Genomic DNA, 19,957 nt, shown 5'->3' on the forward strand with positions numbered 1-19,957 from the left:
TAACGAGCGATGACAAGACTTAAGATTCACATATATATAAAACGGCAAAATTGTTACCACTTACGGGCTTGTTCCAGACTCTGTATTATGCAGACTACAACAACAAAGTTTTAAACCCGCAATATCCGGGATCGAATTCAAGCTGATGGGGGGATGGTTATGTCAGGGATTGATGATACTTTTATTTCTACAAACTCCGAATATTCGGGTTATTTCGGTTTAACCGGGTCTACAAAAACCTATGCGTTAATCGTTGGCGAACAAGACGATTGGTATCTATCCTTCAGTCATTTGGGAGGCGCGATCGGTGCGGTTTTAGAGAATAGCGCCGGACAAGTTATCCGATCGCAAGAATTAGGCGGTACAGAAGGTTTAAACTCTCTTGATTTAAACAACTTATTGCCAGGAAAATATTCCCTCAAGCTAACTTCTTTAGAATCCTCAGTAGACTATACTTTTGGGGTAGACAACTTAACAGGATTGGAGACATATTCAGGCTATTTCGTCACTGAAGATGGAACCGTCAATCTCGATATTGCTTACGGCGATAAAAACATTTTTGAAAGTGGCTGGTATAGTCGGCAAGGAATGGAAGCTTTTGCCGAAAATTCAATCACTTACTATCGAGAAGCCGCACGGCGGATCTTAAGTAATTCTTTATTGGGGGGACAACTTACTGTTTCTGATTTAGAAGATTTATCCGCCAGTACCGGGGAATTTTCTTGGGAAGAGAGTTTAACTCAGCCTCTAGAAGATATTAATGCTCGAATCTCCGAGACTTTGACCATGCAGCCGGGAGATGGGTTTGGCTTGATGGTTCTTGCCAAAGGAACGATCCAAGAGTTTTTTGATAATCCTAATCTGAATGGCAGTAACCGACCTGTTTTATCGATCGCTCCCGATATCGGCAATGGTTTATATATTCGCCAACAAGACACCGACGATGGGATTATTTTAACCATTGAAGGGGAAGGCGGGAAACAGGATAAAGACAATAATAATAATGATAGTTTTATTTATATTGAAAAAGAGCTATCCGAGGCGATCGCCGCTCCAGAAACAGCCACGGAGGAGCCGCAAAATTCTCCTGTTAACGAAACTAGCAATCCATCAAATACATCAGTAGAAGAACCGATCGATCCTCAAAGTGAGGAATCTACCAATGCAGAAAATGAAATTAATAATATCCCAGTAGCAGCAGCTTTCGATTTTCCAGAAGATGAAGTCACTAATCCTCCAGAGGAAGCGCTCGATCTTCCAGAGAACGAACAGAACGATTCACCTGAAAATAATGACATTGCGATCGCACAAGAACCGGAAGAATTAAAACCGAGAAATAATAATATTCCGCCAAAAGATCTCGACTTGACGATCTCCGGGGGTGAGTCCGGTCAATCAAAAATGCTGGCTGGAACTGTGAGCGATCGCAACGGCTTTGAAGATCTCGATCGCATCGACTTATCCTTACAAACGGCAGGTCAAAATTGGAGGCAGATCGCGTCTGTAACCGAGTTTGAAGCCGACGATTCCGACACGACCGCCGCCAGCTTTAGCTACGAGTGGGACGAAGAGCTACCGCCAGGAACGTATCGCGTGAAAGCGCGCGCCTACGATCGCGCCGGGAAACCCAGCCGAGTTGTCATCGAATCCTTCACCGTCACCGAAGACACATCCGAGCCCGTCCCCGTCGAGCCTGTCCCCGTCGAACCGACAATCCCGGAAACCCCAGGAAAGCAACCACCGATCGTTACTCCGCCTCAGACCCCAGCACTTCCTGGAGAACCTCCGAATAATTCATCTCCGGTAAATCTACGCTTCGATGTTTTCCCCTTGTATACCAACGGCGAAATCCTCAGTTTTTCTGGGGGGAAAGTCGAAGATGCCGACGGCGCCAGCGACCTCGATCGCATTAAATTTGAACTGGTCAACGGTAACGGTGAAATTATTGATGCAGGAGAGGTCACGGAATTTGCGATCGACGTTAATGGAGTAATAACCTTTGACTTCAGTTACGATTTGAGCGACTTAGCGCCGGGAACCTACGAACTGCGCGCCATCGCCTACGATCTCGAAGGACTCGAAAGTAACGTCGCCAGCGATCGCTTTTCTCTAATTAGCGATCCCGTCAGCTTTCAACTCTCCGACGAATTCAAACTCGACGCCGCCGCCGCCGCCAATTTAAGCCGTTATAGTGCAGAAGAATTAGCAAAAACAGACAAGTGGGTCGTTTGGGTCACCCCAGGACAGTCCGCCGAACAATTAGCCGCCTCACTTCAAGCCGTGAATTTAGGCGAAACCGGACAACTTCCCAATACTTATATTTTCAAATTTGAATCCGGTCCACAACCTCAGACTTCGCCAGAATATATCAGCAATCTCCTCGCCGAAACTGATGGCATTGAATTTGCTTACCCCGAGGTTCCCGTTCCTCTGAAATTGATGCACGTCCCAGAGGATTATCTTTTTGAAAATACACAATGGCCGTTTCAAACGAACTTTGAATCCGGGATCGACTCCAATGTATCAGCCGCTTGGGATCTGATTAACCCGAGGACAGGTGAACCCGTGCGAGGTAAGGGTATTGTCATCGGGATTGTCGATGATGGACTCGAATATACCCATTTAGAATTACCCCAAGAACGATATTATCCTGAATTGAGTTGGGATTTTAGCGATAACGACAGCGATCCCTTGCCTTACTCAGAAACAACCTTTGAATTCGATCTTTCTAAAGAAACACCAACGGTACGTCAGATCGAAGGAATTCAATATCAATTTCCGGTCAACCTAACCGGAGTGATTACCGATTTAAGCGTTGCGTTTGAGATGTCGCAAAAAGGAAAAGGAGGAAAAGGAGGAAATAATTTACCCAATTTACAAGATTTTGATTTCATTTTACGCAGTCCGGCCAGACCCGATATCGATCCCTTTGACTGGCGCAGTTTTGCCGGGTATTGGTGGAGTTTTCCCGGATGGCACGATTTCCAATTCTCCCAAAGACCTGAACTCGATCTTGACGGAGATGCAGATCGGATAGAACTCAATTTAGATCAGTTTGAGAGTAATTATCCCGCAGGAATGTGGAAATTACAAATTAAACCGAAAACACCGTTCAGAAATAAAGGAGAAATGCAGCAGGCGCAACAGCAGTTCGAGCAATTGATTCAGGAATGGTCGTTAAAAATTGAAACGGCTAATCCTCACGGCACCTCAGTTGCTGGGATTGCGTTACCTGAAGAAAACGGTGAGGGGTTAGTTGGGGTGTCTCCAAAAGCTGGATTTGCTGGCTTGCGATTAATCGGGAATACTGATGCGGTTAACCCTACTTATGATTCTGAGGGATGGTTGATTGCTAGTGCTTTATTCGATGGAACTTCTGCTTCCACAGAAGAAAATCGTAACCATGGAATTGATATTTTCAATAATAGTTGGGGACCGCAGTACATGCGGGAAATCCCCTTAGCCTTAAGCGCGATCGAAAAAGGATATCAAGAAGGTCGTGACGGACTCGGCAATATTTATGTATTTTCTGCGGGCAATGATGGAGCTAATATTGGCAATATTAACTACAACAACTTAGCTAATTCTCGTGGAGCGATCGCCGTCGGTGCTATTACCCGCGATTATGATTACGCACCTTACAGTACGGGAGGTGCATCAATATTCATCTCTGCCTTTTCTGACAATGCCAGTGAAGACTATCAAATCCCAACTACAACCGTTGAATCGGGATTTGTTGGTGACTTTGGAGGCACTTCCGCCGCCGCACCTTTTGTCTCTGGGGTCATTGCCTTAATGCTAGAAATGAATCCTGATTTAACCGCACGAGACGTCCAACATATTCTCGCTAAAACTGCATATAAAAACGATCCCGAACATCCCGACTGGCAAGAAAATGGCGGGGGATATCATGTCAATCCGCACTACGGATTTGGTGCCGTCGATCCCGTCGCCGCCGTCACCGCCGCCAAAGACTGGACGCCAGTCGCAGAAGAGGTTCGCGTAAGCGCAGAAAATAAACTCAAAAATGTCTTTAAAGACATTCTCGACAGCCAAGGAACGAGCGATTCTATTAAGATTACTGAAGATATCAGCGTCGAACATGCCGAGGTTTTGCTCAATCTCGCTCATGGTGATTGGAAAGATTTAAAAATCGTTCTCAAGTCTCCCGATGGGACAGAATCGCATTTAATGAAATCGATTGGGGACGATCCTTATGGCATTGGTGAAACCTATGAAGTTCATCCCAAATCGAATTCTTGGACGATGACTTCCGTTCGTCATTGGGGAGAATCGTCACAAGGAGATTGGACGTTAGAAATTTATGACGAGAACGACAATCAAATTGAAGGTGAGTTAATTTCTTGGCAGCTAAATCTTTACGGGACTAAACCCACTGTAAATATTACCGCGACTCAACCCAATGCGTCGGAAAGTGGCACTCCAGGTGAATTTACGGTCACTCGTACTGGCAATTCTAAAAATGCCTTGACCGTCAATTATCAAATTGCAGGGACGGCGACTAATGGAGACGACTATCAATCCCTCACGGGAACCGTAGTGATTCCGGCGGGAGAAACTTCGACCACGATTGATATTAATGCGATTAAGGATTCAGCAGTAGAAGAAGATGAAACGATCGAAATCACTCTTAGTGAAGAGAGTACATACGTTCTGGGAAATGAAAATAATGCAGTTGTTACGATTAAAGATAGTCTACCACTTATTACCTTAGAAGTAACTGATGCTTTAGCTAATGAAAATGGCAATGCAGGACAGTTTATTGTCATACTCAACCGAGAGCCCTTAAGTACGCCAATTACAGTTAATTACTCTATCAGTGGTGATGCAACTCCTGAGATTGATTATAAAGAATTGTCTGGAAGTGTAACCATTGAGGCAGGACAAAACATATCAACTGTTGGTGTTATACCCAAACGAGATTATGAGTTAGAAGATGATGAAACCATCACTATTCAACTCGTTGAAGGTGACTACGAAATTGGCACTGGAGGTAGCCATTCTATAGTTTTGAGCGACCAACATCCAATTAATACAATTTCTAATGAAGTGATTGGTCGAGATGTCCATAAATTTGTTGAGTGGGAAAGTCGTTGGCAAAATGGTGAAAGTTTAGAGGATCTCCGCCCTGAAATCATTGAAGCGGCTGGGAATGAGCAAGGTAACAAGGAGATTGAAACAGTAATCGCTCAGATTTTTGAGGATGTTTTGGGGCGTGATGTTGAAGTAGATGAGCTAGATTACTGGCGTTCTCGTTTGGAAGCAGGTGCAACTTTGGCTCAGGTACGTCAGGAAATTAATACTATTATTAACGATTCAATAGAACTGATTGATACAACCCAACCAATTTACACTAATCCCAACACAGGCAATCGGTACGTTGTAAGTAGCGCTGATAGTTGGTTGGGGGCTCAGGAACAGGCTAAAGCTCTCGGGGGGAATTTAGTAATCATTAATGATGCTGATGAACAAAATTGGCTGCTTGAGACTTTTGGTAAAGAAATAAAATATTGGCTGGGATTAACAGACAGTGAAATTTATGGTACACAAGAGGGAAGTTTTAAATGGGTTGATGGTAGCCCTATAAGCTATTTAAATTGGCATCCTTCAGAACCAAATAATAAATCACCTGAGACAGGAGGCGAGGATTTTGTTCATATGAATCATAATATTGAAAACTTCCCCAATGAAGGAGTCTGGAATGATTCACCTAATCATTACGAGATAGCAGGGAATGGGGAATTATATGACATTTCTCGTTTAGGATTAATTGAAATAAAGGCAGAATAATGTTGATATCTTTAAAATCACTACTAACTAATTTTTCATTAGGTTGCTAACATAAGAAATGGTATCTACAATTAAGTTTACTGTCCGGGCAATTTGTATTAACTTTACAGAAGGATTGTAATATTTTTGTAGCAAAGGTAGGGACACGGCATTGCCGTGTCCCTACAGAAATTTGGCTGATTGAAGATGGATAGATGTTTGGGGTGCATCAACTATGAGAGCTGAAAAAAGAACCAAGCTATCTCGTTTTTGCTGGATTTCTGGAAGTCTTTTGATTGGGGCTTTTTGGGGGGATGCATTACCTGCGATCGCGCAAATTATCCCCGATTCTACGCTTCCAGAAAATTCAGTTGTTAATTCCGATCGCAATAACTTCCAAATTGATGGAGGAACGACGAGAGGGGCGAATCTCTTTCACAGCTTTGATGAATTTTCTATCCCAACGGGAGGAAATGTATTTTTTAATAATGCTCGGAGCATTCAAACAATTTTTTCAAGAATTACTGGGAATTCTATTTCTAATATTGATGGCGCGATCGCCGCAAATGGATTCGCTAATTTATTTTTAATTAACCCCAATGGAATCATCTTCGGACGTAACGCTCAATTACAGATTGGCGGTTCCTTCTTCGCGACTACAGCGAATCGAGTTGGTTTTGAAGATGGCAGTTTTTTCGAGACCGATCCAGTTATAGAAAATCCTATTTTAACCGTTAGTTTACCCAGTCAACTCCAGTTTGAAAATAATTCAGCGACGATAATTAATCGTTCTCAAGTTAGACCGGACGGATTGCCGCCGAATAGTATCGGCGCCCCTTTAGGGTTAGCCGTAGCCCCGGGGAGAAGCTTAGGATTATTGGGGGGAAATCTGAGTTTTCAAAATGGAAATCTTACAGCATTTGAGGGACAAATTGAGCTCGGTAGTGCGATCGATGGCACGATCGATTTAACTCCCAATTCTGGGGGTTTTTCTTTTAATTATAATGGGGTGAGGCAATTTGGCAATATTGAATTATTCCAAAATTCAATAGTCGATGCAAGTGGAGCTCCCCCGCGATCGCCGATGGATGAACCGGGGAGTGGAGGAGCAATTCAAGCACGGGGCGATCGTCTAATTGTAGAGAATTCTGGAATTACGAGTAGTACCTATGGATCCCTACCCGGACGAGATTTAACTTTTAAAGCCCGAGATATCGAAATTAGCGGATTTTTAGAATTACCAACCCCTCCAAACTTACCTCCAAATGCGCCTTTCAATCCTTTTTTTGCAGCAGGTTTATTCGGACAAACAGAGGGCAATGGTAATGCAGCAAATTTGAGGGTAGAAGCCGATCGCCTCCGCCTCCAAAATGGCGGGCAAATTTCAACCAGCACTTTTGCAGCAGGTCGAGGAGGCGATCTAGAAATTCGGGCGGGAGAGATAGAAATTAGTGGGTTTTCAATTGCAGGTCTGAGTAGTATCACCAGTATTGTCGAACCGATTCCCGATGCGCCAATATTAGCAACGGGCAATGCAGGTAATATTGAAATTACGAGCGATCGCCTCTCGATAACAGAAGGAGGAACGATTTCTGCGGCAACTTCCGCCATTGGCAATGCAGGAAATATCACGATCGCCAATAGCGAAGTCTTAGAAATAAGCGGAGTTGCTACTAATCCTGAAGGGAGCTTTGCAAGGAGTCGAATCGCTACTTTTGTCACCCCTACAGCAACGGGAAATGCGGGAAATATCCAGATTATTAGTAGATTTCTACGCCTCGGCGATCGCGCAGAAATTACAGCATTAACAACAACAGATGTATCGGGAGGACAGATCGATATTAATGTTGAAGACTTGAGCATTCTAGGAGGTGCTCAAGTTTCGGTGAATACAGTCGGTTCCGGACGGGGAGGTAATTTAAATGTCACCAGTTCGGAAACTATAGAATTAGTTGGAACCGATGCAACGGGTATTCCTAGTGGACTTTTTAGTCAGTCTCAACCCTTCCCAATTTTCGATCCACAATCGGGGGAACAGATAGGAGAAAATAGCACGAATCAAGGCGATGCAGGCGATATTTCCGTAACAACAGATCGCCTCATTGTACGAGAAGGGGCGGCAATTTCTGCCGATACATTTACCGACGGACGAGGGGGGTCCGTGACGGTCAATGCGAACGAATCCGTTACGGTCACGGGACGATCTGCATTCCCCCTACAGCAACCTCGACCCTCACAAGATGCGGACGGCTTTCTACCCAGCCGGATTACTGTGGTCACCGGGAATAGTGGCGATGCAGGCGGTTTGCAAATCGAAAGTGAGGAATTAACGATCGCCGAACGGGGCAAAGTCGCAGTAGATGCGGCATCCGGTGGCGGTTCGGCGGGGGATTTAACGGTGATTACCCCCAAATTGCGCCTCGATACAGGAAGACTGACCGCAGAAACCGCTTCCGGCGAAGGGGGAGATATTATCGTGCGATCGCGCAGTATATTTTTGCGCCGTCAAAGTCAACTCTCGACCACGGCGGGAACGGCAGATTTTCCAGGCAATGGAGGCAATATCGACCTCGACACCGAGATTATTGCTGCGTTAGAAAATAGTGATATCTCTTCCAATGCTTTTGAAGGTCGGGGTGGGGTCATTGGAATTTCCGCACAAGGTATTTTCGGACTGGAAGTGCGATCGCGGGAGGAACTCGATCGGCTGTTCGACGGGGACTTGAGCCAATTCGATCCCACCACAGATTTACCCGAAACGAGCGATCTGACGGCAATTTCGCGCACAGATCCGACCTTAAGCGGTGAAATTGGACTCAACACCCCCGATATCGACCCCAATCGCGGGACGGTGGAATTTGAAGAAGAAATCGTCGATGTCGCCGGACTGATCGATCGCGACCCCTGCCGTTTGGCCCGTGGCAGCGAATATCTCGAAACCGGAAAAGGCGGTATTCCGCAATCTCCAGGCGATCGCCTCGACCCGATCGCCCCCTGGGAAGATTGGAGTCTCACCGACGAACTGCCCGAAAACCGCAGCGATTCCCCTCCAAATCCCGAGGATCGCTCATCTCACTTACCCCAGCAAGCCAACGCGATCGAACGCAGCGAGACCGGAGAATACCGCCTCATTTCCACGACAAGTGCGATCGATCGCCCGTCTCCCTTTTTATCTCCTGCCTGTCCTCCCTTCGTCCCTACAAAAACCCTCGATCCGACCGACAGCCCAACCACAGCCGTAACCGCCGTAACCTTGCCCGTGAGGGAGTTTGCAATTGAAAATAGCAGTGCGTTTACCCCAGACGAACTTGCCGAAATCGGCGCCGCCTACCGCGATCGCTCTCTCACGTTAGCCGAACTCGACGCAGTGCGATCGCAACTCGAACAACTCTACCGCGATCGCGGCTACCTCGCTACCTTCGCCGTCATCCCCCCCCAAACCGTCCGCAACGGTATCGTCACCGTCCAAGTTTTAGAAAACCGTCTCGCCAAAATCGATATCCAGGCGATCGATCGCGACCGCTCCGCCTACACCAAATATATCGAGAACCGCCTCGGACTTCAATCCGGCGACCTCCTCAACCGCGATCGCCTCCTCGAAGCCCTCTACACCCTGCAATTCGACCCGCGCATCGAAAGCCTCTCCGCCGAACTCTCCGAAGGCGTCCGCCCCCAAACCAGTTTCCTCACAATCCGCGTGAGAGAAGCGAACCCCTGGCGCTCTCAACTCTCTTTAGATAACGGACGCGTCCCCTCCGTCGGCAGTTTTCGCCGCCAAGCCCAACTCAGCCAATACAACCCCCTCGGACTCGCCGGACTCGCCACCGTCAACTATGCCAACACCGACGGTAGCAACACCTGGGATTTTGCCTACACCCTGCCCGTCAACTCCCGTAACGGTAGCCTCAGCTTCCTCTACAGCCGAGGAGCCAGCGAAATTGTCGAAAAACCCTTTAACGAACTTGACATCGAAGCCGATTCGCGTAATTACGAAATCACTTACCGTCAACCCGTGATCCAGGCGATCGCCTCCCGCAATCCCGACCTTCCTTTATCTGAAGCGCGAGACTTAGTGCGAACTGAAATTGCCCTCGGTCTCACCGCTTCCCGTCGCGAAAGCCAAACCTCGATTTTAGGCGTCGATTTTCCCCTGTCTCCCGGCGCCGAAAGCGACGGCGAAACGCGAATTTCCGCCTTGCGCTTTTTCCAAGAAGCCTTACGACAAGACAACCGCCAAATTTTCGCCGCTCGTTCCGAATTTAGCCTCGGATTGGGCGTATTCGACGCCACCACCAACGACGACGGACCCGATAGCCGCTTTTTCGCATGGCGGGGACAAGCACAGTGGGTGCGGCGCTTGCAAGACAATCCCGCACCCGGTCGCCGCGCTCCTTTACTCCTCGTTCGCGGCGACGTTCAGCTCTCCACCAGCGCCTTACTCCCCCTAGAACAATTCGGAATCGGCGGGTCGAATAGCGTGCGCGGTTATCGTCAAGATTCTTTATTAACTGATAATGGCGTTTTGGCGTCCGTCGAATTGCAATATCCCTTATGGTCATTTCCCCGTTTGGGCGGCAGTTTGAGCCTGATTCCCTTCGTCGATTTCGGTGTCGGTTGGAATTGGGATGAAGGCGATCGTCCACAGAGCGATCGTAACACGTTGATTTCAACCGGATTGGGTTTACAATTACAACTGAGCAATAAATTTCAAGCTCGTTTAGATTGGGGACTTCCGTTAATAGAGATCGATTCGAGGGAACGGACATGGCAAGAAAATGGGGTGCATTTCTCCGTCAATTTTACTCCTTTTTAAAGCGAGTAAAAACATATTTAATTTGGAGTCTTCTCGGTTTATTGTTAGCGGGAATCACTCCGGTTTCTATCCTCGCTCATTCGGCTCATCCCACCCAAGTTTCCCAACTTCCGAATATTTCCCAACAGGGTTCGGAGTTGGTCGAACGCGGTCGAGAATTTTACGAGACTGGAGACTATCAAAATGCGGTAACGGCTTTAACTCAAGCCCGCGACTTATATCGTCAACAGGGAAAAGTTTTGAATGAGGCGATCGCGTCGAGTTATTTATCCTTAGTTTATCAAAAAATTGGGGATTGGCAAGCTGCCGAACGGTCAATTTTATCCAGTTTAGAAGCCCTTCCCCTAACGGGGGGAACCGATGCCGAAAGGCAAACTCGCGCCCTCGCGCTCAATACAAAAGGACAGTATCAATTACAAGTCGGACAAGCAGAATCCGCTTTTGAAACTTGGGAGCAAGCCGAGCAGGATTACGCTAGTGTAAATGATACGAAAGGCATTTTGGGAACGCAAATTAATCAAGCCTTAGCCTTAGAGCAAATGGGTCATTATCGGCGTTCTTGCAATAGTTTATTGAAGGGGTTGGGAGTGCCAGGGAAAACCTGCGATCGCTTACCGAAAGGTGAGGCTGAATTAAAGGAATTTGTCGCAGAATTTGAAGCAATTGAAAATTTGGAATTGCGGGCGCTTGGCTTACGAAGTTTGGGCAATGCGTTACGGGCGATCGGGCAGTTGGAAGCTTCGGAATGGGTGTTGAATGAGAGTCTGAAATTAAGCGATCGCCTCAATTCATCGGAATTACAAAGTTTGAATTTCCTACAATTAGGACATACCCTTGCAGCTTTAGCCAATCGCCAAAAAAACTACGGTTTAGAAGCAGAATCAAAACAAACTTTAGAAAAGGCAGTCCAGCTCTATCAAAAAGTAACTATAACTGCCGATAAGCCATTATTAAAAGTTTTAGCCAATCTCGGTATTTTACAATCTTATTTGTCCGATGATTTCGCGATCGATGACGAGAAAATTAGCGATTTAGTTGCAACTATCCAATCTGAATTAAATACTTTAAACTCCAGTGCTACTTTAGTTCGAGTGAGGCTTGATTTGGCGTGCAGTTTAATGAACTGCAATTCATTACAAGAAAACGATCGCCCTGCTTTGAATTTTTTGTCCGACAAAGAACTTGAAACTCTCATCATTACCGCCTTACAAGATGCGGAAACCCTAAATCATCAACGGCTCATTTCTACAGCAAAAGGAACTTTAGCTAAGTATTACGAATTTTATGCCAGTAACTCTCAAGAATTAACCGAAAAAAATTGGCAAGAAGCTAAGCAGCTTACCGAACAAGCACTTGAAGATTCTGAAGCTATAGCAGCGCGAGATCTGGCTTATCAGTGGAAATGGCAACTGGGACGCTTATTGGCGAGTCAAGGGAATCGAGAAGGGGCGATCTCCTATTATCAAAAAGCGATTGAAGACCTCGATATTCTTCGTAACGATCTGCTTAAAATCGATCCAGATATTCAATTTTCATTTCGAGATAATGTCGAACAAGTTTATCGAGATTTCGTCGATCTTCTTTTGAAAAATCCGAAAACAGAAAACTTAAATATAGCCCGCGAACAAATTGATAAATTACAACTGGCTCAATTAGAAAACTATCTCAATTGCCGCTTGGATTCAACGGTCGTACCCCAAAAGATTATCCCGCCAGGAACTGCTGTTATTTACCCCATTATTTTGCGCGATCGTTTGGAAGTCATTGTCGAATTAGAAGGAGGGAAATTATATCATTATCCCCCTCAATTGATTGAGGAAGCATCGATAGAATCTCGTTTAAAAGAATTCCGCATAGAATTAGAAACGCAAGGTTTTAGTCAAAAAGGTAAAAATATTGCTCGACAAATTTATGATTGGTTAATTGCTCCCGGCGAACAACAGAATATCTTGAATGACGAAACGATAACACTGGTTTTTGTTCTCGATGGGAACTTAAGAAGTATTCCCATAGGGAGTCTTTATGACGGAGAGCAATATCTAATTGAAAAATATGCGATCGCCCTATCTTTGAACTTAAATATTCCCGTCTCTCAACCCCCCGAAAACTTAACTACACTTCTGGGGGGACTTTCTGTAGATCCACAATTTCGTAACTTACCGGAATTACCTGCAGTAAAAAATGAACTTCAAACGATTCAAGAAATCATTCAATCAGAAGTTTTATTAGACCAAGACTTAACCTTAAATAGTTTAGAAAACGCAACGCAGTTTTCAGACTACCCAATTGTGCATTTAGCAACTCACGGTCAGTTCAGTTCTAATCCTCAAGAAACATTTCTAATTGTTTATCCCGATCCTTCAAGTAATGAGGACGACAGAATTATTGATTTAGAAGAATTAAGTAATTTACTGCAAAGAGGCGATCGCAGACCGATAGAATTACTGGTTTTGAGTGCATGTGAAACGGCTAAAAATGATAACCGTGCGACATTAGGAATTGCAGGGGTAACCATTAGAGCTGGTGCACGCAGTACCTTGGCTTCTTTATGGACTGTTAACGATACCTCAACAGCAACACTCATGCAAGAATTTTACCGAAATTTAATCGAACGAGGATTAACTAAAGCTGAAGCACTCCGCCAAAGCCAAATTAAATTACTAGAACAGGAATATATCTATGACGATCCATTATTTTGGGCTCCTTATGTTTTAGTTGGGAATTGGGAAAGCCTTTTTAATTCTTGAAGCCTCCCCAATCTATTTATTTCACCACTAAGGGAGAACAATGCAAGGTCTCATTTGCAATTTCTTCAAATCCTACTTGGACTAAAAATTCACGCCAGTTTTGAGACACCATCGGATCTTGAGGATTTTGGCACTTCTGTTCCGCTAATTGAGCGATGGTTTCGTGCCAAATTCCATTTCTCGCGTAAATATGCGATTCTTCATCATCACTGAGGGCTAATTCTTGTTGTAATTGAGTCGGATCGATCCGTTCGATCCAACTATTAACTGTTGGATTTTTAGCCGGACTTGTCGGATCGCAAACTAAAGAAAAGTACCATTGGTATTCATTACCTATCGGTAAAGGCTTACCGAGTGGTAAGCGAAAATAAAAAATACCCACTTCTCCAGGTAATGCAATTTCAATCGGATATTCAATCAGATTTATAATTCTCAAGTGAGCTGTTTTAATATTAGAAGAAATTTCAGGAATATAAACCCAAAAAGTGGGGTACTCTTCGATTGTCCAACCCATTGTATAGGTAAAACCTTCAGGTAATTGAGATATTCCCGGATCTTGATTATCTGGTGTCAAAGGAGTTAGTGCAATTGGCGACGCAACCAATTCTTCACAATCACCTCGTTCGGAACCATTAGTTGTATTTGAAGGTTTTCCTCTATCTGGAGGATCGTAAAGTGGAGGTTCTTCACTTTTATAGAAGTTGTTTAAATTATTGCTAGTTTTGCCAAAGATGTTTCCGGCTGAAATACCGACTAAATAAGTTAATATACTCAAAGAAGAAGTGGCGAATAAAACAACGAAATTGACTTTGGTTTTCATTTCTTATCCTTCCGATTACAAGAAAAATTATTTTTTACTGTATTTTAAATACATCAAAGTTGCCAAAACAGAAAACAAGGCAGGAATAAAAGGAAGCCATAAACCAAAATTTAAAGATAGAACATAGCTAATCATTAGAAACAATACTACCAAAGAAATTTTCATTTGTTTGATAATTTTTGATTTGAAAAATTTAACAAAAATTGCACTTATTAAACTTAATAGATAAATATAAAGATGCTCGAAAAAAGGAGGCATAAAATACAGTAAAGGTCGTCGATTTTCTACTGCACTCAATAATTGACTAGTTTTGTGAGCATGAATCAGTAGAGATGGCCATTCTCCGTATGGCGTTAAATCGTGGAATTCTTGTTTTATTTTTTCTGATAAATATCCAATAATAACAATTTTATTGCTGAATATATTTATATTTTTTTCGTTAAAAAGCTGCTCTAAATTGATTTTTTCTATAAATGGATCTCCTGCTCGGTAATTGAGTAAAATTTGAGAGCCTTTTCCGTCATGAATTTGATAACTTCCGATCGCGCGATCGAGTGGTAGTAGCTGAATTTCAGTATCCCCCCATAAAATGACTGAATCGTTATGATTGTTTCGATCTATTTTTTTATTTTTTTGCCAAAGATACCATCTAGCTAATTGAAAACTTAAAGAATTAGAACTCGTACAGGAGTTTTTCGATCCGTTTTGTGTAATGTTTAATAAATGACGACGAATGACTCCATCCGAATCGGGTTTAAAATTTGTAAAAGTTAAACGTTTTGGATCTAATCCAGGTGGGGGTTGACTTCCGGTGTAGTTATCAGAGTCTTCAAAATGGCAAACCCCCAAAATATTTTTATTGGATTCTTGAAAATATTTTTCTAACTCCGATCTACCTGGCGATGATTCTAGGTCTCTATAAATATTTAATCCAATTACTAGAGGTTTATATTGGTTCACTTTTTGAAGAATTTTTAAAGTCGTTGCGTCACTAATACTCTCGCCTTCATTTAAACGTTCTAAATCGTCATCGGTAATTGTAACGAGTACAATGCGATCGTCTGGATCTTCGGCTAATCGTAACGGGAGGGCGCGATCGTAAGCCCACATTTCTAAAGGTTGCAACCAGCCAAAAGAGCGAATGGTGATGACTCCCAGTGAAACTAAAAGACTGGCAATTGCCGCCGTTTTTAGTTTACGTAAAATACGGCGCGATCGCCACTTCGGATACCGATATCGGCGCGTACTTAATAAATCTTGCCATCGGGGAGTAAACTGACCGGAATGCTGGCAAACGATGGGTAACCAGGTGGCGCCGGGTAACTCTTTTCCTTCCGCTTCTAATGCCTCTTGCGCTTTACGGACGGCAGTTTGTAAAAGTTTGCCACTCGAATATTCGGTCAAAAACTCTTTTAAAAACCGTTGGGCGACACGATCGGGTACCGCTTCTTTCATAACGACGATCGCCGGAATTTTTAAAGAGGCTAATTCGTTGGCTAATGCTAAACCTTGACAGGAGTTAAATATTGCTAATTTTAAACCCCGATCGCGCGCCGCTTGCAACGCATTTTTAAACTCGTATACCTCCAACGATTCCCGTTCGTTAATATAAATTCGACCGCGATCGCCCAGACTTTCACTATGTCCGGCAAAAAAGAGAATATCCCAACCTCTTTTATCTCGAATGGCTTCAATTAAACTGCGAGCACTGGGCTTATCCAAAAAATGCGGCTCGGTATTTGTTAACCCTTGAATAGCTTCGCGGTCTGGCGATAAATTTAAACCGCGATCGTTGCCTAAAATCGATAAAATCCGAACACGTTCGTGATGGGCGATCGCCCCTCCAGAAGGAGCTTGGAAATCGGGCAACATAAAGCCAATGCCAACATCGGGATACTGCTCTAATAAATCCCAAGCATACCAAGGTAATTTCCACAAAAGCTTGTCATTGGTTTTGATGACAAGATAAAACTCATGGCTATAGATCTTGAATTGGCTTTTCAATTCTTCACGAACCGTTCGCCAATGTTCGTTCCCCCCTTCAATGAGCCAGTTTTTCAGACTAGCTTCTGTTCGGCGTACTAAGTCCAAACAGGCATCGCGATCGTCTTTAACCGAACTATTTGTGGGTAAGGCTTCGTCAATCTCCCACCCTCGAAGATGTCTGAGAGTGACAAATTTGTCTGACCAAGTTTCATAGAGCATCTGCAGTTCGGAATTGGGCGCAAGTCTGGCCTGCGATCGCTCGAAAATTAAGCGTCCATTCTGCTCTATTTGAACGGAAAAACTCAATCCCTGTTGTAAATTCCCCGTATCGACTTTGAGAAAAGCGATCGTGACCATAATGAACCCTTTAACCTTCTGAACTCAGGCGATAAACGTTTCAGTGAATTCGCGATCGTTCGACGTCACTCGAACTTGAAATATCGTTCCCGAGGGTGGAGTAAAACGGAGTTGGATTGAATTATCTTTTCCTTCTCCTGCCGTATCGCTGCGAGCTTCAACCTCTAACTTAGGAATAACTTCTCCAGTCTCTGATAGAATACTCAATTTTAATCCAGTAGGCAACTCTTCATTGACCGATCGCACCTGCACGAAAACTCCTAATCGCTCCTCATCCTTGGGAATAATGGCAATAATTAAGGCAATTTCACGAGCATGTAAGCGTAAACCCAAATCGATTAATTTTGCTTTCTTAGTTCCCGATATTGGATTTCCCGGATCTATTTTTCCTAAACTTAAAGCAGCTTGCCAGCGCATTTCCTCATCTTTTTCTATCTTGAGGAGATCGCTTAAGGCGGCGATCGCCTCTGGATGTCCCCGACCGATTTCTCCTAAAACTCCTGCCGCATGATAGCGTAAGTTTTTCTTTTGATAGGGTTCTAGTAAAGAAATAATCGGCGAAATAGCAGCTTCCGATTTTGAGTCAATTGGTTCTGTTAAGTGTCTGTCTATACTTAAATGACCGCGAACGGGACTAGGTTCTAGAGGTTCAAACAAGCTGTCAAAAGATTGCCATCCTTCTTTTAATATTTTTTGAGTTTCTTCGGCGATCGCCCCCAACCACTTTTTTAAAGTAATCGGTTCTGTAGAGTTGTTTTTCTCAGTTAAATCTTCTCCCATCTTGCGAGCGTAAAGTTTTTTTTGATAGCTGCAATGATTTATCAAGCTCAACCATTTATCGGTAGAAATATCAGTTCTAAGCCGAGGAGAATAGAGAGCTGCATCGCCCAACATATTTAATAACTGCTCGACTTCTCCAGGCTCGATCTGAGGGAGATCGGGGAGAGGTTCGCGAACTTTTAAGTTATCCGTTAAATCGATAAGATTTAAATCGCGAACTAATGCATTGAATTCCATCGTGTACGTGCGATCGCTCTCTCTATGATGAGCGACTGTTTTCAGTTGTTGGTGAGTGGTAAACCCTTCAATCTTCAGCCAGTTTTCTTGCTCTTCGAGATCTAAATTAACGGCAACAGCTAAATAGTAGTCTCCACAATATGCGGGACAATCTACCCATTCTTGAGGAACTACAAACTCCCTACATTCCTCAATTTCGTAAGGAATTAACACGATTCTAATCTCGCCAATTTGTAATGCAGTTCCAGAGACAAATTCTAAAGACTGAAATAATTGCTCTTCCCGGGGCCATTTCAAAGGCTTTTCTAGTCCTTCTTCCTCCGTCCATTCGTGAAAAAATGGTAATAAAGTATCGAGACAAATTCGATTGAGATAAGCCGTGTAACGACTTAATGGATTAGATTGATTTTGAGCCAGTTGCCATCCTGTTTCCCTAATCATTTTAGGAATAGAAATCGAAAAGGTATGAGTTTCTCTACCCGTATGAGTGCGACGATCTTTCAACATAGTTCTCCCCTTATGAGTATTGATTCCAATCTTGTTGTTCTAGCCATTGTGAAAGGATTCGGGATATTTTTTCCCAAGATTTCAAATTTTCTATATAAACACCTAGATTTTGCGTCAACCAGTTTTGGAGATATAATTCCAAAACTTCTAAGGAAATTGATGTGTTATAGTTTTTGGCTTTGCCATCTTGGTGGGATAACCCCGATCCATTTTCTATTGTCAAAGTTTCGAGTAAATCACTGTTCGTGACTTCCTGTAACAAAGTGTTCAAGGCATTTCGATAAAAACACTCCAACCAAGAATTGATATATCGATCGATCCATCCTTCTAGTTCGTACAAAAGTTGTTGTTTTAATTGATTTTCGATTTTTTCCAGTGTAGCTAATTCTTCAGAATTTAGTGATTCCTCTTGAAAACCCGAGGAAAAAGAGGGATCGCGTCTTAGCAGATCGCCTAAAAACCGACGGTCTTCACTGTCTAAAGCCTCAACTGCTTCAATTAACGCCTTCTCAATCAAATCGGAGCGATCGGCTGTAGGATACTTCGATCGCAGCCAGCGACGCACATACTGAAGAATCCATCCATCGGGGTTGCTAGATTGTTTTAAGCACTTTGCCAATCGCCTTTTATACCTAGCCACCAACCGAGAGATTTTATATTGTTGGATTTCCAGACATTTGCCGATATCCGATTGAGTTAAGTTGATTCCATAATAAAGGAATAAAACTTTATCCGGATCGACGGGAATGCTTGATTTACCAATTTGAATTTTAAGAATATTTTTACACTGGTTGAGTTCCTGTTCTAATTGAGAATCACTAAATCCCGAGAACAATGATGGAGGTGTTTCTAGAGTGTCTAGACTGTCTGGACTGTCTGGAGTTTCTAGATCGGGGATTTCCGCAGTAGAGATTAGAGTGTTTGAATTGGTTTGCCGCAAGCTTTCCCAACAATTTTCCATCCATCTTTTGAGTTGTAAGGCACTGAGATCGATGGAGTAAGAAGAAATTTCTAAAGGAACTGAAGGTAAGATTCGTTCTGCATTAAAACAATTGGCAGCTTCTTGAAAATCTTCAAGTTTGGGTTCGAGCCATTTACTTCCTGAGATGCGGGTGGGGGATTGAATATGATTGATGAGATAAACTTTTTTGAAAATCTTACGTCCCCACAAAAATTGGGTGATTTGTGGTTCTCTATAACCATTCATTTCTAAGGCATATTTGAGATCTTCTTCACTGGTTTTATAAAACCGTCTCCATTTGGAGACGCGCCCAAAATTCAATTCAGCTTTGAGCGTATTGCGTAGAATTTGATGAATATAGGTTTCTAAAAGGGCTCCTCGTTGGGGATCGTATTTCTCAAGCCACTCTTTTAACTGTTGCTCGTTACCGACCGTTCCTCGCAGAATACTTAGAGAATCTTCAATGGGAAGTTCGGGGCAATGAGAGGCTGACTGATTAACAACTTGGCAGCAAGTTCGTTCAAAAAAACTAATTAAATGGGCGATCGCCAGTTGTTCCCGGCGAAAAGATTCCCATGCTTCTCGATCGTCCGGACTGCCGTTAATGGCAAGATCGCGCCAAAAGAGGGCTAATTCGGTCTCGGCTTCATGGGAGGGGCGATCGCACAGCAGCGCGAATTCGGGATGATTGGCTCGATAAAGCTCGAAATTCCGCCGCAGTCGAGGTTGGGACTGCAATCGTGGGATGAGACGCCCTCCTTCACTCGTGAATGCCAAAACGCTTGTAAATCGTTCGGCGAAGTGACGCGGTTCTGGAAAGTAGACCATATTTAAGTGACTCTTGTATATAACCCGGGATACTTGAGTGGCCTCAATAGCTTTAAGCCTGCCATTGATTTATTGGAAGAGCAAGGGTTAAATTATGCAGTTTGACGGAATTTTTCCCCTCAATTTTGCAA

General features: G+C 43.8%; 7 protein-coding genes. 3 read left to right on the forward strand and 4 right to left on the reverse strand.

What is annotated here, in order from left to right; genetic code table 11:
- The first annotated feature begins 159 nt into the window (after positions 1–159).
- The 3 genes from HCG48_RS03865 to HCG48_RS03875 all read left to right on the forward strand — a co-directional run bounded on the left by HCG48_RS03865 (position 160) and on the right by HCG48_RS03875 (position 13,350).
- Positions 160–5,811, forward strand: coding sequence for a S8 family serine peptidase (locus HCG48_RS03865; protein ID WP_168567980.1), 5,652 nt, complete (start codon positions 160–162; stop codon positions 5,809–5,811).
- Positions 5,812–6,025: 214 nt separating this feature from the next.
- Positions 6,026–10,603: a two-partner secretion domain-containing protein gene (locus HCG48_RS03870; RefSeq protein WP_168567981.1), complete on the forward strand. Its 4,578-nt coding sequence runs from the start codon at positions 6,026–6,028 to the stop codon at positions 10,601–10,603.
- Complete coding sequence (locus tag HCG48_RS03875; protein ID WP_210437166.1) at positions 10,555–13,350, forward strand: CHAT domain-containing tetratricopeptide repeat protein; 2,796 nt, start codon at positions 10,555–10,557, stop codon at positions 13,348–13,350. The genes HCG48_RS03870 and HCG48_RS03875 overlap by 49 nt, the downstream gene beginning before the upstream one ends.
- A 16-nt stretch (positions 13,351–13,366) precedes the next feature.
- Here the strand turns inward: HCG48_RS03875 and HCG48_RS03880 are convergent, their stop codons facing one another.
- From HCG48_RS03880 to HCG48_RS03895, 4 genes are all read right to left on the reverse strand, one after another.
- Entirely contained in the window at positions 13,367–14,170 is an 804-nt protein-coding gene (locus HCG48_RS03880) for a DUF928 domain-containing protein (protein WP_168567983.1), read from the reverse strand.
- 27 nt (positions 14,171–14,197) lie between these two features.
- On the reverse strand, positions 14,198–16,462 hold the full coding sequence (locus HCG48_RS03885) for a CHASE2 domain-containing protein (RefSeq protein ID WP_168567984.1): 2,265 nt from the start codon (positions 16,460–16,462) through the stop codon (positions 14,198–14,200).
- Positions 16,463–16,537: 75 nt separating this feature from the next.
- Positions 16,538–18,037 (reverse strand): DUF1822 family protein, encoded by a 1,500-nt coding sequence (locus tag HCG48_RS03890; RefSeq protein WP_168567985.1) that lies wholly within the window; start codon positions 18,035–18,037, stop codon positions 16,538–16,540.
- 10 nt (positions 18,038–18,047) lie between these two features.
- The gene (locus tag HCG48_RS03895; RefSeq protein ID WP_168567986.1) at positions 18,048–19,826 is read right to left on the reverse strand and encodes a hypothetical protein; all 1,779 of its coding nucleotides are present in this window, start codon (positions 19,824–19,826) and stop codon (positions 18,048–18,050) included.
- Between the last annotated feature and the right edge of the window lie 131 nt (positions 19,827–19,957).

Origin of the sequence: Oxynema aestuarii AP17, from assembly GCF_012295525.1 — a bacterium.
Classification (GTDB): Bacteria; Cyanobacteriota; Cyanobacteriia; order Cyanobacteriales; family Laspinemataceae; genus Oxynema; species Oxynema aestuarii.

Bases quoted from the DNA above. Each gene is read 5' to 3' on its own strand.
- HCG48_RS03875 (WP_210437166.1), top strand. From the start codon at position 10,555: ATGGCAAGAAAATGGGGTGCATTTCTCCGTCAATTTTACTCCTTTTTA.
- HCG48_RS03870 (WP_168567981.1), top strand. From the start codon at position 6,026: ATGAGAGCTGAAAAAAGAACCAAGCTATCTCGTTTTTGCTGGATTTCT.
- HCG48_RS03880 (WP_168567983.1), bottom strand. From the start codon at position 14,170: ATGAAAACCAAAGTCAATTTCGTTGTTTTATTCGCCACTTCTTCTTTG.
- HCG48_RS03895 (WP_168567986.1), bottom strand. From the start codon at position 19,826: ATGGTCTACTTTCCAGAACCGCGTCACTTCGCCGAACGATTTACAAGC.
- HCG48_RS03890 (WP_168567985.1), bottom strand. From the start codon at position 18,037: ATGTTGAAAGATCGTCGCACTCATACGGGTAGAGAAACTCATACCTTT.
- HCG48_RS03865 (WP_168567980.1), top strand. From the start codon at position 160: ATGTCAGGGATTGATGATACTTTTATTTCTACAAACTCCGAATATTCG.